This is a genomic window from Fontibacillus forbon (genome assembly GCF_046559655.1).
GTDB lineage: Bacteria > Bacillota > Bacilli > Paenibacillales > Paenibacillaceae > Fontibacillus.
This window is the reverse complement of the sequence record NZ_JBKGFV010000002.1, coordinates 1016572-1029485: the sequence shown is the minus strand read 5'-3', so window position 1 is coordinate 1029485 and position 12914 is coordinate 1016572. Positions and strand designations below refer to the sequence as shown.

Genomic DNA, 12914 nt, shown 5'->3' with positions numbered 1-12914 from the left:
TTATTCTTCCGCTCCAAGCACGAACTTGTCGATGACGTGTTTGACTCCGTCTTCGTTGTTGCTTGCGGTGACGTAGTCGGCGATTTCCTTCAATGCCGGGATGGCGTTGCCCATGGCGACGCCGAGGCCTGCGGCTTCCAGCATTTCATGGTCGTTCCAGGAGTCGCCGATGGCGATGCATTCCGAAAGCTCGCAGCCGAAATGGGCGGCAAGGAATTTCAAGGCATGGCCCTTGGTCCCCTCGTGGTGCATAATCTCAAGGAAATGCGGCTTCGATTTGGTGATGTGAACGCCGTCGCCAAGCAATTCGCGAAGCACCGGAGCGATTTCGTCCAGGTAATCCGGCTCGTCGATGATGAGCATTTTCGGCGTCGGCTGCGCCACCAGCTTGGAGAAATCCGGTTCGATATAGTATTTGGTCTTGTTAAGAATCGTATAATCGATGATTTTCTGGTTTTCTTCCCGGGCATACAGTTTATCATCGATGTAGGTTTGCAGATGCAGGTTGTTTTCGATGCAATATTCGAACAGTTTATGCGCGGCATCCTTAGGCATGTAACGTTCATACAACACTTGCTCGTCCAACAGATTTTTTACCAGCGCCCCCTGGTAAGTGATGATAGGAACATTAAGTCCGGTTTGGCGGGCGATGGCTTGGGCGGAAGCATAAGCCCGTCCGGTCGCCAGGGTAACGACGGCGCCTTTGGCCACGGCTTGCTCCAGCGCCTGCTGAGTGGCGGGGGTTACCTCCTTGTCGTCGTTGATCAGAGTATCATCGATGTCGATCGCAATCAGTTTATACAATGGGTTCTCTCCTTTTCGGGACGGATGTCGATGTTCGTCCTTTTGTCTCTAAATTGCAACTGTTTCTATTGTACCTCACAAGGCTCAGATTTCAATTCAGCATTTATCATTTTAAATGATTTATTCCCTTTACGGGAATGTATGTTCTGCGATAGAATGAATTAGATTTCCAGTTCCAGAATGTACCAATCCTATGTATAAGGGGGAACAAACATGCCAAAGACGTTACCCGTCGTCCGGGGCCGAATCCATACCGCACCGGAGAAACTGGGTCTTGACCCGCATCGGCTGCAAGAATTGGAGCGCCATTTTGCGGGCTTGATCGAAAGAGGGAAACTCCAGGGGGCGAGCTATCTGGTGGCCCGGGACGGGGAAATTGCCGTCAATAACGCCATCGGAAGCCTTACTTATCATGAAGATAGTGCCGAATTGCAGCCGGATTCCATCCGGAAAGTATTTTCCATAACGAAAGCGTTTACAGCGGTGGCCATAGCCAAATTGGTGGAGGAAGGGAAATTGTTCTATCAACAACCGGTCAGCGCTTGGCTTCCGGAGTTCGATACGGTGCTGCACCGCGATATAACAATTCAGCATCTGCTGAGTCATACCTCCGGACTGATGGCCGACCCTGGCTGCCGGAACGAGCCTTACCAGATTCCCTGGTATGAATGGTGGGTTCATGAGAAGCAGGAACGGGATCCATCCGGCCGTCTGCAGGAAGGGGATTGGATCCGGACGATTCTTGGCGGACGGATGTGGTGCAAACCGGGAGAGCAGTGGAGCTACAGTACCGCAGGATATTCTTTGTTGGGGGAAGTTATCTCTAGAGCGAGCGGACAGCATTATGACCGATACATACAAGAACAGATCATTACTCCGCTAGGCTTGGACCGCACTTTTATGAACAGCGTGCCCCAGAGCCTTCATCCCGAAGTGTGTTACGTCAACCCGTGGCAGGAAAAAGAATTCCGGCCGGCCCATGACGGGACGGGAACCCCTCCGGCGGCGGGAAACGGTTTGTTTTCCACGTTGGAGGATTTGTGGAAATTCGGACAATGTCTGCTTGACGGCGGAAGCTTCAACGGACACACCTTGCTGGGCCGAAGAATGGTGCAGAACATGGTATCGAATCAATTGAAAAACATACCTTCGACTTGCTGGGGCGAGAAAATGCAGGATTATCCGATGTCCCTCGGCTTCAATCTGAATCATAACGATATCTGCTCACCCGGAACCTTTTCCCATGAAGGGTTTGGGCATAGCGGGCTTTATGTGGATCCCCGAGAAAGGCTGGTATATGTATTCTTCGTTCCAAGCCAAGCCGGATGGGTACCCGAAGCCGTGATTAATCCGAGAGCTATCGTCTGGTCGGCGCTGCTTTAGCTTTTTTGAAGCCACATATATGGAAAGGATGGTTTTCATGAATAGAACCATGAGCATACACCATGGACGGCTAGATGCAACGCCTGAACAGGTCGGCTATAGACGGGAAGCATTGAATCGGCTTAACGCGCTGTTCGAAGAACTTATTCATCATAAAAAAATACAAGGGGCCTCCTATTTGCTGGCCAGAGGAGGCAAAACCTTCGCTCATTCGTCGATGGGAGCCCTTCGCCATACCGAGCCTTCCGGCGATTTCATGCCGGATTCCATTCGCGTGATCGCCTCCATTACCAAATGGTTCACGATGGCCGCCGTGCTGCGATTGCTGGAAGAAGGACATCTCTATTTGACCCAGCCGGTCAAAGACTGGTTTCCGGAATTCGATCACCCGGTTTACGAACGAATCAACGTGTTTCATTTGCTGACCCATACGTCCGGCCTGGCCCCGGACCCAGGTTATTTTCTCGAGCCTTATCCGGTTGGCTGGTGGGACATGGAATTTGCCTTTGCTCCCTATGACGAGGAGGGGAAAACGCCAGAGCTCAGCCCGGACGAGGAGATCAAAGCGCGTAAATCGCAATGGATCAAGGCGATGCTCGCCGGGCCGCCCGTTTGTCCGCCAGGCGAGCAGTGGAATTACTGCAGTAACGGATTCGCGTTGCTGGGCGAAATTATTAGCGTGATCACCGGGCAAAGCTATGAATCTTATGTTCAAGATATCATTCTTCAACCGCTGGGGATGAACCGAACTTTTTTTGCCGTACCGGAATCCATGCACTCTGAAGTATGTATTACGAACGACTGGGAACTGAAGCGATTAACGCGAGAGAAGGAACCGGCGTGGGCTGCGCCAAGATCCGGCGGGGGATTATCCTCCACGCTCGAAGATTTGAATAAATTCGGCCAAATGCTGCTGAACAAGGGGACGTATAATGGAGCGCGCATCTTAAGCCGCAAAACGGTGGAAATGCTGTCCCGGGTTCAGGTCCCGGGCGGCCTTCCGGCATTCAACTGGGGCGAAGACATAAAGAACAGCGAGTTTGGGCTCAGCAGCTCTTTGGGACGCATGTCCGATCCATTTAAGCCGAACACGATTTATCATGAGGGTGCTGGACGGTGCGCCTTGATGGTAGATCCCGACGAGGAACTGGTGGTTGCCTTTTTTGTGCCCTCCACCGTGGGCTGGGTGCCGGAATCCATGATCAATGTCAAAAATGTGATCTGGTCGGGTTTAAAATGAAACGTTCGCTGGGCATCATCAAAGCGGTAGGCTGGGCCACTTATAAAGAGTGGGCGGCCTTCCGCTCCCATATGGCGGTCTCCATCGTCATCGGACCCATTTATTTTCTGGTGCAGTATTTCATTTGGAGCGCCGTCTTTTCTGCCAGAGATACGTTAAACGGATTTACTTTGTCTCAAATGCTTGCCTATTACGGAATTATGTCATGCATTAATTACCTTACTTTCGATTTTGCGGACTGGAATTTGCAAATGCTGATCCGGACCGGAAAATACGTCACCTTTGCATTACGCCCCGTATCGCATGTTTATTTTGCCCTGTGTCAAAAAATCGGCCATCGCTCGCTGGGATTCTGGATGGAGTTTTTGCCGGTGTTTCTGATTTATCTGTTCATTTTCGAGATCGATTTGCTTCCTTCCCGCCCGGGGTGGGCCGTACTTTCGGTCATCCTAGGCTTTCTGATGACGTTTCTTGTGAATTACTGCATCGGTTTGACCGCCTTTTGGCTGACTAACGCCGACGGAGTGCGCAGTATGTTCCATTTGCTCCGCAATATATCGGCTGGGGTGTTTGTCCCGCTAACGTTTTTTCCTGAAATCATCCAGCGGGTGCTATTCTTTCTTCCGTTTCAATTCATGCAATACGTCCCTGCCCGAGTGTTTGTCGGGGAATATGAATTGGCTGGTTTCTCGATGTCGATTCCCCAGATCGTCGGACTTCAAGCACTCGCCTTGCTCCTGATGTGGGGGATCACGGCCGTGTTGATCACGCTGGGCAACCGTAAATTTACGGGGGTGGGCGTATGAGGTCGGTCTGGATGTGTTACATGGCGATTATGAAAACGAAGCTGGCCGAGCGGATGGCTTACCGCGCCGATTTCTTGATCAGCATTCTGATGATGTTGATCGGAGATCTTATGCTCCCGCTCGTCACGCTGCTGCTCTATAGCTCAGGGGCTTTTTTTCCGGGCTGGTCGTTACAGGAAGCGATCCTGATTCAGGGGATTTTTACCTTGGCAAAGGGGATCGCCTTCCCGTTCTTTTTCGGAATCGTGTCGACGACGCTCTATCATGTGCGGGAAGGATCCTATGATATTTTTCTGCTAAAGCCTAGGTCCGTTCTGTTTGTCACCATGGTCAGCTCATTTGATATCGATGACTTCGGCAGACTGATCAGCGGCGGCCTGCTGACAGGTTGGGCGTTGACGGCAATAAGCTGGCCGGGAGGGACGGAATGGCTGCAATTCGCGATCCTGTTCCTGTGTTCGATGCTGGTACTGTTCGCGTTTTCGCTATTCCTGTCGGGTATGTTGTTCAAATGGGTAGGGAGCAGCCGGGTTTATGAGATTTTCGACTCGGTATCCGTATTCGGCATGTATCCGGGAACGATTTTCTCTAAAACCTTTCAAAACCTACTGACTTACGTCATTCCGATAACGATGATCGGCTTTCTGCCGGCCGCGGCTTTGCTCGGAAGACCGGTCGCAGGCTCCTGGATCGGGGGCGGGGTTTGCGTCCTTTTTTTGGGTGCGGGTCTGGCTTTCTGGCATTACATGCTGCGGAATTATACTAGTGCGGGGGGTTAAATCTTGATCATACAGGTTACGGAACTGCGAAAGAATTATATGACGTATCAGCGGGGAGCTTCCTTCCGGGAGACGGTCATGAGCGTGTTCAGGCGGAAACCGATTACGGTGGAAGCGGTCAAGGGATTATCCTTCGAGGTGGAGAAAGGCGAGATCGTCGGCTTCCTCGGTCCGAACGGAGCAGGGAAATCAACTACGCTCAAGATGCTCACCGGAGTGCTGTATCCTACTTCCGGCGAGGTGAACATCCTCGGCTATACCCCCTGGAAGCAGCGAAAAAAATATGTACGCAACATCGGAGCGGTATTCGGGCAAAAATCGCAGCTGCTTTGGGATATTCCGCCGATCGACGCGTTTTACATGAACAAGGAAATCTACGGATTGGAAGAGCCTGCCTTCCGGGAAAGCCTGGATCAACTGGTCGAGCTGCTGGATGTCGGGGAAATTATCCGGAAACCGACCCGGCAGCTGTCCCTTGGGGAACGCATGAAATGCGAATTCATCATGGCGATGCTGCACCGTCCTTCCGTCGTGTTTCTCGACGAGCCGACCATCGGGCTAGATGTGATCGCCAAGGAGAAAATCCGCGCATTTATCCAGGAGATGAACCGCCAGGGCGTCACTTTCATTTTGACCACACACGATCTTGAAGATGTTGATCAATTGGCCCGGCGGGTCATCGTCGTCAATCACGGGGAAATCGTATTTGACGACTCGATTTCGGCGCTGCGCGGTTTCCTTGGGGCGAAGAAAACCGTCCGCATCACTACGGAAAGCGAAGCGGACTGGGACGGTATCGACGGCGTCAGGGTGTTGAAGCGAGAATCGGAAATTGAGGCCGAGCTGGAACTTGATACGGACAGACTCCCGTTGAAGGAGTTCATAAGGCTCGTCAACGAACGCCATACGATTCTTGATATGGCTATTGATGCACTTCCGATCGATGTCATCATTAAGGAATTGTACCAGGTAAGCTAATGCGTAATGCCTCCGGACACGGGTCCGGGGGCATTTTTTTACTAAAGGGAGGGAGCCTAACCGGGAGGGAGTTAATCCAGGTCGATCTCTTCGATATTCAAGAAGTTGATTCTGATCCGTACATAATCCCCTATAGAAAGGGACGAACCTCCCGGGAGAAATGTCGTTTAAATCACAATTTTAATGATTAAAATATGCTATATTAATTCATCATTCCAGTAAAAAAATTGAGTGGCCTGGGAGGCGGAAAATCATGAGGCGCTGGATCCGCGACAAGATTTTGAATCTTTTTCCGGGATATTTTTCGATGGTGATGGCAACCGGAGCTTTGTCTATTGCAATGCATCTGCTTGGAATCCCGCTGTTTCCGCGCGTCTTGTTGTATTTTAATGCGGTCGTCTACATTGCATTATGGATATTGAACCTGAGTCGTCTCGGAAAATTTCTTCCCCGTGTCGTTAAAGACTTAACGAGCCATTCCATGGGACCCGGTTTCTTTACATGGGTTGCCGCAACATGCGTCCTCGGCAGCCAATTTATCGTGGTTGGCCAATATTACGCCATTCCGTTCGTGCTGTGGTTGATTGGGATCGCAATGTGGGTGATCATTATGTATACCTTTTTTACCGCGGTAACGGTCAGAAAGAAAAAGCCCAGCCTCGCGGAAGGCATTAATGGTGCGTGGTTGATCGCGGCCGTTGCGACCCAGTCGGTATCCGTGTTGGGGACTTTGCTGTCTCCTCATATGGGAAGCGGCCGAGAAATGGTCTTGTTCTTTACCTTGTGCATGTTTTTGTTGGGCTGCATGCTGTATCTCAGCATTATCACATTAATTTTTTATCGGTTTACCTTTGTTGAACTCAAATATGCAGCACTGACACCACCTTACTGGATTAACATGGGGGCTGTGGCGATTGCTACTTTGGCAGGGTCAACCTTGATTCTGAATACGCAACATTTTCAGCTTCTGGTTGAAATTACTCCCTTTTTGAAAGGATTCACCTTGTTTTTCTGGATTACGGGCACCTGGTGGATACCGCTGTTGTTTGTCCTGATGATCTGGCGCCATGTCGTACACCGTTATCCGCTCACTTATGATCCGCAGTTTTGGGGAATGGCGTTTCCGCTCGCGATGTATACGACCAGTACCTATCAGCTGTCCAAAGCGCTGGGGTTGCACTTCCTGGTCGGGATTCCCCGCTTTATGGTGGTGATTGCGGCCGTGGCTTGGCTCGCGGTGCTTGCCGGATTCATTCATCATCAAACGGTTTCAATCCGGAGTATGTTCTCAACTGCAGAAAAATCGTGAACCCTCGGTGTTGTAAAAATCAAAAATCCGAAGCTGTGGGCGAATGGCGCTCCTGCTTCGGATTTTTTGCTTCAATCTATTCTTCCAAGAAAACAAGCCCGATAAAGTCGTCCATTTCGAGATTGCCGAAATAATGTTTAACATTAATATCGGATAACGCTGCACGTACGTCGTTTTCTTCATAACGTACGCCTCTTAGCTTGTCTTCGATATCGGTCACGTCGCCTACGCCGAAGAAGTCGCCGTAAATTTTAATACCTTGGATATGACCATCCTTAATGTCCATGCGCAAATCGATAATGCCGACCGGGAACTTCTTGGCGTGCTTCACATTGCTCTCCGGAGACAGGCCGTAGTTCCAGTCCCAGTTTTTATAGCGCTGATTCGAAATTTCGCGGATTTTGGTCCAATCCTCTTCCGTCAGCTTGTACTGGGGAACGGAAGCCGCATCCATGCCGAAAATGTGCTGCAACAGCTCGGAACGGAATTCTTCGATCGTCATGCCTCGATCCAGGAAATCGACGATATTGGCGACGCGGCTGCGCACGGACTTGGTGCTCTTGGATTTGAATTTTTCGGGATTGGCATGCAGCGAGGCTTGTACATCCTCCAGGTTGAGGTTGAACATTAAGGTACCGTGGCTGAACATCCGGCCCCGGGTCGCGAATTGGGCATTGCCCGAAATTTTTTGTTCGCCGACCTGCAAGTCATTTCGTCCGGTCATTTCGGCATTGACGCCCAAGGAGTGCAAAGCCTGAACCACCGGCTCGGTGAACTTGCGGAAATTGTGGAACGATTGGCCGTCATCCTTGGTAATAAAGCTGAAGTTGAGGTTGCCGAGGTCGTGGTAAACTGCGCCTCCGCCGGAAAGGCGGCGAACGACCTGGATTCCTTTCTCTTTGACGTATTCGGGGTTGATTTCTTCGATCGTGTTCTGGTGCTTGCCGATAATGATGGACGGGGCGTTAATATAGAACAGCAAATAACTGTCGTCCTCCAGCGGCAAATGTCTGAGCGCGTATTCTTCGATGGCCAAATTGAGCGACGCATCGGTAATTCCCTGATTGTCGATAAACAGCATGGTTCTCTAGTCCCCCATTACTATGATTTGGTATGTAAACTCTCCATACTATTGTAAACCAAACCATCCGCGAAATGAAGGGAATCAAAGTTTGACGGATCGGGGGAACCGGGACCCTAATCGCTTTTGACGCGTATGCGTTGCTCGGCATGAAGCAAGAAGAGGATCTTAAAGCCGTTCCTGTGAGAGTAGCTGTGCTCTTTCGGAACGGATTTCTTTGTAGTAAGTTATTTAAGAAATAATTTCATTACGTATTGCTCGCCGATCGGGCCCATCCTGCGTCCTCCGGTATCCGTAAACCCGGATGCCGAATACAACTGGCGGGCCGGCGTATTTTTGCAATTCACGACCAGAACCACTTCATCGCAAGCCGCAAATTCATTCATGACGAACGCCTTCAAGGCGATCATGGCTTTTTTGGCGTATCCTTGGCGCTGCTGCTTATGGTCGATGGACAATGCGGTCAACAGCATGGCGTTCGGATTATCGGAGTAAGCTTTGACTCTTTCCGTAGCATGAAGCATAAAAAATCCGACGGGGACGCCGTCGCTTGCTATGACGATGCGGTACTGCCCCTCAGTCACGCTTTGGATTTCTTTCGGCAAAGCGGTGAATCGAATCTGATCTTCCGGAAGCTCGAAGCCGTCAAGCGCCGACGAATGCCGCTCCTCCGAGAAATGGACCAGCTCGACGGTGTGTTCTTTTCCCATTGTCGGCACCTCCTTTTTGTTCTCTAACCATCATATAATAAGAACGTGCCTTCGTCATCCCGGAAGGAGAAGCGATATGGCCAATCCTGGGTCTTGATTTAACTTGAAGGTGTGGTAGACTTCACCTGAAAGTCTCATTGGTTCAGAAAGAAGGAGAAGCTTTATGATTCTGGAAGTATACGGACATGGCGGGGACTTGCGGACGGCTTCCGCCAGATACGGAATCCCCGCGGAGCGGTTTGCCGATTTCAGCGCCAATATTAATCCGCTGGGGCCACCGCCGGGATTGTTGGAGTTGTTGAGAGATTCGCTTCCCCGGATCGCGAGCTATCCCGATCCCGGGCATAGGGCTTTGGTCCGGCGGTTGGCCGAAACGCTGAATACCGATGCCGCCGGCATCGTCGTCGGCAACGGAGCCGCGGAAAACATGGCCCTGGCCCTGCTCGCGCTGGCGCCGTCGAAAGTGGGCGTGATTGAGCCCTGTTTCTCGGAATACAGGGCATTGTCGGAGCAGTTCGGTGCGGAGGTCCTTTCCGTGCTAGGAACGGAAGAGAGGGATTTTAAGGCGCCGCCGGAGGAAGTGGAGCGGCTCATTTCGGCATGCGACCTGGTGTTCGTCGGACAGCCGAACAATCCGAACGGCGTGCAGTATGAACTGGACGAGCTGCGAGGCTTCGCTGAAGCGGGGGAGCGTTATCGTACATATATCGTAGTGGATGAGGCGTTTATCGATTTTATCCCGGTGCCGCGGAGGCAATCGTTGCTGGCGGAAATCGAGCGTTATCCCCGGCTGATTCTGATCCGGTCGATGACGAAGTTTTATGCGATTCCCGGGCTGCGGCTAGGCTATGCCGTGTCGCATCCCGAGACGGCGGCGGCGATGCGGGGCAAGCAGGTGACCTGGAGCGTTAACGCGCTGGCCTTGCTGGCGGGAGAGGCTTGCCTGGCGGCGGGATCATCCTATGAGCAGGAGACGATTTCGCTGATTATCCGGCAGCGGGAGGTGCTGCGTCAGGAATTGGATAGGCTGGGCTGCCGCACCTGGCCCGGGGAGGCAAACTTTTTGCTGGTGCGCCTGCCCGAGATCTGTACGGCCGCCGGCATACAGGAAGCTTTGGGGGCGAAGGGGGTACTGGTGCGTAGCTGTGCTATGTATCCGGGACTCGGAGAGCGGGATATCCGGATCGCCGTTAAAGACCCGGCAGCCTGTGCGAAATTGCTTGATGAAATGAAACAAGTGCTTGCGGGGGGAATGAAGAAATGACGACGCCTTTTTTGAATAGCGGCGAGAGCGGGATTTACGAATCGTCCGCATGGCCCGGATTGAAATTGACGCGCGGGGAGCGGCATCTTTTGCTGGAGGCGCCGACGGTCATGGATGGCTTGGGGAGTTCGGTATACGGCGGGGGAATGTCGCCGTTACAACGGATGGTTAATATTTATGTCGACCGGTTCTACCGGTGCGATGATCCGGAGCGGGACATCGCGGATAGCTTGAAAGCGTGGGGATACCCTTCGGAGGAAACGGCGGGTCTGCTTACCGCCGTCCGATTGCGTCACGCCGCTGTCGCGGAGGAACGGTGCGGCGATTTCGCCGTGTTCTGCTGCGCCACGGCAGGGGTATCCAATGCGGCGCGCGCGGGCGTGAAGCGGACGACGTTCCCGGCATCGTGGACGCCGGGGACGATTAATTTGATGCTGGCGGTCGACGGGCGTTTGACGCCCGGGGCGATGGTGAATGCCGTCATTACGGCAACCGAGGCGAAGACCGCTGCGCTCGGCGATCTCGGCGTGCTTGACGCCGAGACGGGGTTAGCGGCCACCGGCACCACGACCGATGCGGTCGTGATCGGCGTGAGTCAGCGCGCCGAATGGCCGCTGCTGCACAGCTACGCCGGCACCGCAACGGACCTTGGCGGCATGGTGGGCCGCCTGGTATACGCCGCCGTAAGCGAGTCGCTGCGGGCAGCGGCGAAGGGTCGCACGTGACGGCGGCGTGGTGGATGCTGCCGGTCGCGTACGCGCTGGACCGGCTGCTCGGCGACCCGCGCTGGCTTCCTCATCCCGTCATCGGGATGGGGAAGGCGATCCAGCGGGTCGAGGCGGGCATCCGCCGCCTGGTGAAGCCCCGCGCCTACCGGGCCGCGGGGTTGCTGCTGCCGCTCATCGTCGCGGGCGGCAGCTTTGCCCTGACCTGGGCCGCGCTGTGCCTGCTGGCCGGGATCAGCCCCTGGCTCGCCGCAGCGTGCGAGGCCTTGCTGATCTGGACGACCATCGCCGCGAAAGGATTGCGGGACGCCGGCATGGAGGTGTGCGGCCATTTGTTGCGCGGCGATCTGCCGGCTGCGCGCCGTTCGCTCGGCATGATCGTGGGCCGCGACACCGAGCGGCTTGAACCGCCGGAGATAGCACGCGGCGCGGTCGAGACGGTAGCGGAGAACATCGTCGACGCCGTCGTGTCGCCGCTGTTCTTCGCTTTGCTGGGCGGCGCCCCCTTGGCGATGGCTTACCGGGCCGTGAACACCCTCGATTCGATGGTAGGCTACAAGAACGACAAATACATTCATCTCGGCTGGGCCTCCGCCCGTCTGGACGATATCGCCAATTATATTCCGGCCCGCTTGACCGCGCTCCTGCTCATCGCCGCTTCCTGGTGCCTGAGATGGGATGCCGCTGGCGCCTGGCGTGCTGTGCGCCGGGATGCTTCCAGTCATCCCAGCCCCAACAGCGGTTATCCTGAAGCCGCGGTGGCGGGAGCACTCGGCATCCGGCTCGGCGGGGAAAACTGGTACCATGGCGTGAAATCGTTTCGCGCATACATGGGGGAGAAGACGCGCGAATTAGAGCCCGATGACATTCCGAGGACCGCCCGGTTAATGTTTGTTGTATCCGGAGCATTCGTATTGATTGCAACCGGAATCCGGATCTGGATGGCCGGCGGGGCGCACTGGATTTGAAGGAGGACAAGACATGGAGTGGTGGTTGATTCGCCACGGGTGGACCGAATGGAATATAGAGCGCAGATACCAGGGACACAGCGACCCGGAGCTTCTTCCCGGTGAAGCTTGCGGGTTGTCTCCGTTGCGGGCCGAGCTGGGGGAGACCGCTTTTTCGGCTGTATTCTGCAGCGATCTTAGGCGCTGCCGGAGCACGCTGGAGTATATTTCTCCGGAGTTGGCCGCCGCTGCCTCCTATGACTCCCGGCTGAGAGAGATGAATTTCGGTGCGTGGGAAGGTCGGACTTATGAGATGTTAAAACATATTTCCCACTACCGCAACTGGATCGACAATCCGCAGGAGGTAACCCCTCCGGGAGGCGAAGCATGGCCGGAATTCGCAGGCCGCATCAAGGAAATATTCGCCGAACTGGATTCATTTTCGCGTAGGCTCGTGCTCGATAACGTGGAAGAACCTATTCTGATCGTTACCCATGGCGGCGTCATTTCCATGCTGGGTACATTATTGGAGCCGGACAGTGACGGCTTCTGGAATGCCAAATGGAAAACGGAACCGGGAAAGGTGCTTAAGGTGACCTATAAGATCGGGGAAGGGTATACACAGCGTAAGTAGCTGGATCGGCAGATTTTGGACAGCGGCTCCTGCGCAGAACGCCTTTGCTGAGTGACTTTTAAAGAGTGCCTCACATAGTGTAAGTTCTCAGAACGACTATACAGTGATCTTTTGGAGAGATCCTTGTTGAGAACCTGTTACGAAGCGTCATGAAAGTCAGAGCCGGCATTCTTGTCTCTCTTTGTCCTTCAACGGTGGATAAAACATGAATTTGTCTTTCAAAAGGTGGACAGGAATTTGCGGAAAAGATAGCC

13 protein-coding genes are annotated in these 12914 nt (G+C 53.5%); 10 read left to right on the top strand and 3 right to left on the bottom strand.

Annotation, left to right across the window (positions count from 1 at the left end):
* Positions 1 to 804 carry a Cof-type HAD-IIB family hydrolase gene (locus tag ACLB09_RS11715; RefSeq protein WP_410769988.1) on the bottom strand — a complete coding sequence of 268 codons (804 nt, stop codon included), beginning with the start codon at positions 802 to 804 and terminating at the stop codon, positions 1 to 3.
* Between the two features lie 213 nt (positions 805 to 1017).
* Between ACLB09_RS11715 and ACLB09_RS11710 the strand changes: the two genes are divergently transcribed.
* From ACLB09_RS11710 to ACLB09_RS11685, 6 genes are all read left to right on the top strand, one after another.
* Complete coding sequence (locus tag ACLB09_RS11710) at positions 1018 to 2187, top strand: serine hydrolase domain-containing protein (RefSeq protein WP_410769987.1); 1170 nt, start codon at positions 1018 to 1020, stop codon at positions 2185 to 2187.
* A gap of 37 nt (positions 2188 to 2224) precedes the next feature.
* A complete protein-coding gene (locus ACLB09_RS11705; RefSeq protein ID WP_410769986.1) occupies positions 2225 to 3427 on the top strand; it encodes a serine hydrolase domain-containing protein in 1203 nt (400 codons plus the stop codon).
* On the top strand, positions 3424 to 4233 hold the full coding sequence (locus ACLB09_RS11700) for an ABC transporter permease (RefSeq protein ID WP_410769985.1): 810 nt from the start codon (positions 3424 to 3426) through the stop codon (positions 4231 to 4233). The genes ACLB09_RS11705 and ACLB09_RS11700 overlap by 4 nt, the downstream gene beginning before the upstream one ends.
* 20 nt (positions 4234 to 4253) lie before the next feature.
* Entirely contained in the window at positions 4254 to 5012 is a 759-nt protein-coding gene (locus tag ACLB09_RS11695) for an ABC transporter permease (RefSeq protein WP_410769984.1), read from the top strand.
* A 3-nt stretch (positions 5013 to 5015) separates the two neighbouring features.
* The gene (locus ACLB09_RS11690; protein WP_410769983.1) at positions 5016 to 5990 is read left to right on the top strand and encodes an ABC transporter ATP-binding protein; all 975 of its coding nucleotides are present in this window, start codon (positions 5016 to 5018) and stop codon (positions 5988 to 5990) included.
* 253 nt (positions 5991 to 6243) lie between these two features.
* Complete coding sequence (locus ACLB09_RS11685) at positions 6244 to 7299, top strand: tellurite resistance/C4-dicarboxylate transporter family protein (RefSeq protein ID WP_410769982.1); 1056 nt, start codon at positions 6244 to 6246, stop codon at positions 7297 to 7299.
* 76 nt (positions 7300 to 7375) lie between these two features.
* On the opposite strand, the gene ACLB09_RS11680 is transcribed toward ACLB09_RS11685, so the two are convergent.
* Together ACLB09_RS11680 and ACLB09_RS11675 are read right to left on the bottom strand one after the other, a co-directional pair.
* A complete protein-coding gene (locus tag ACLB09_RS11680; protein ID WP_410769981.1) occupies positions 7376 to 8380 on the bottom strand; it encodes a lipoate--protein ligase in 1005 nt (334 codons plus the stop codon).
* Positions 8381 to 8607: 227 nt separating this feature from the next.
* Positions 8608 to 9090: a GNAT family N-acetyltransferase gene (locus tag ACLB09_RS11675; RefSeq protein ID WP_410769980.1), complete on the bottom strand. Its 483-nt coding sequence runs from the start codon at positions 9088 to 9090 to the stop codon at positions 8608 to 8610.
* A 163-nt stretch (positions 9091 to 9253) separates the two neighbouring features.
* Here ACLB09_RS11675 and ACLB09_RS11670 point away from each other — a divergent pair, with 163 nt between their 5' ends.
* From ACLB09_RS11670 to ACLB09_RS11655, 4 genes are read left to right on the top strand one after another with little or no spacing between them, the layout of a single operon-like run.
* Complete coding sequence (locus ACLB09_RS11670; protein WP_410769979.1) at positions 9254 to 10354, top strand: pyridoxal phosphate-dependent aminotransferase; 1101 nt, start codon at positions 9254 to 9256, stop codon at positions 10352 to 10354.
* The gene (locus ACLB09_RS11665; protein ID WP_410769978.1) at positions 10351 to 11079 is read left to right on the top strand and encodes an adenosylcobinamide amidohydrolase; all 729 of its coding nucleotides are present in this window, start codon (positions 10351 to 10353) and stop codon (positions 11077 to 11079) included. Before ACLB09_RS11670 ends, ACLB09_RS11665 begins: the two co-directional genes overlap by 4 nt.
* A 14-nt stretch (positions 11080 to 11093) precedes the next feature.
* Positions 11094 to 12047 (top strand): adenosylcobinamide-phosphate synthase CbiB, encoded by a 954-nt coding sequence (gene cbiB, locus ACLB09_RS11660; protein WP_410769977.1) that lies wholly within the window; start codon positions 11094 to 11096, stop codon positions 12045 to 12047.
* Between the two features lie 13 nt (positions 12048 to 12060).
* The gene (locus ACLB09_RS11655) at positions 12061 to 12660 is read left to right on the top strand and encodes a histidine phosphatase family protein (protein ID WP_410769976.1); all 600 of its coding nucleotides are present in this window, start codon (positions 12061 to 12063) and stop codon (positions 12658 to 12660) included.
* The last annotated feature ends 254 nt before the right edge of the window (positions 12661 to 12914 follow it).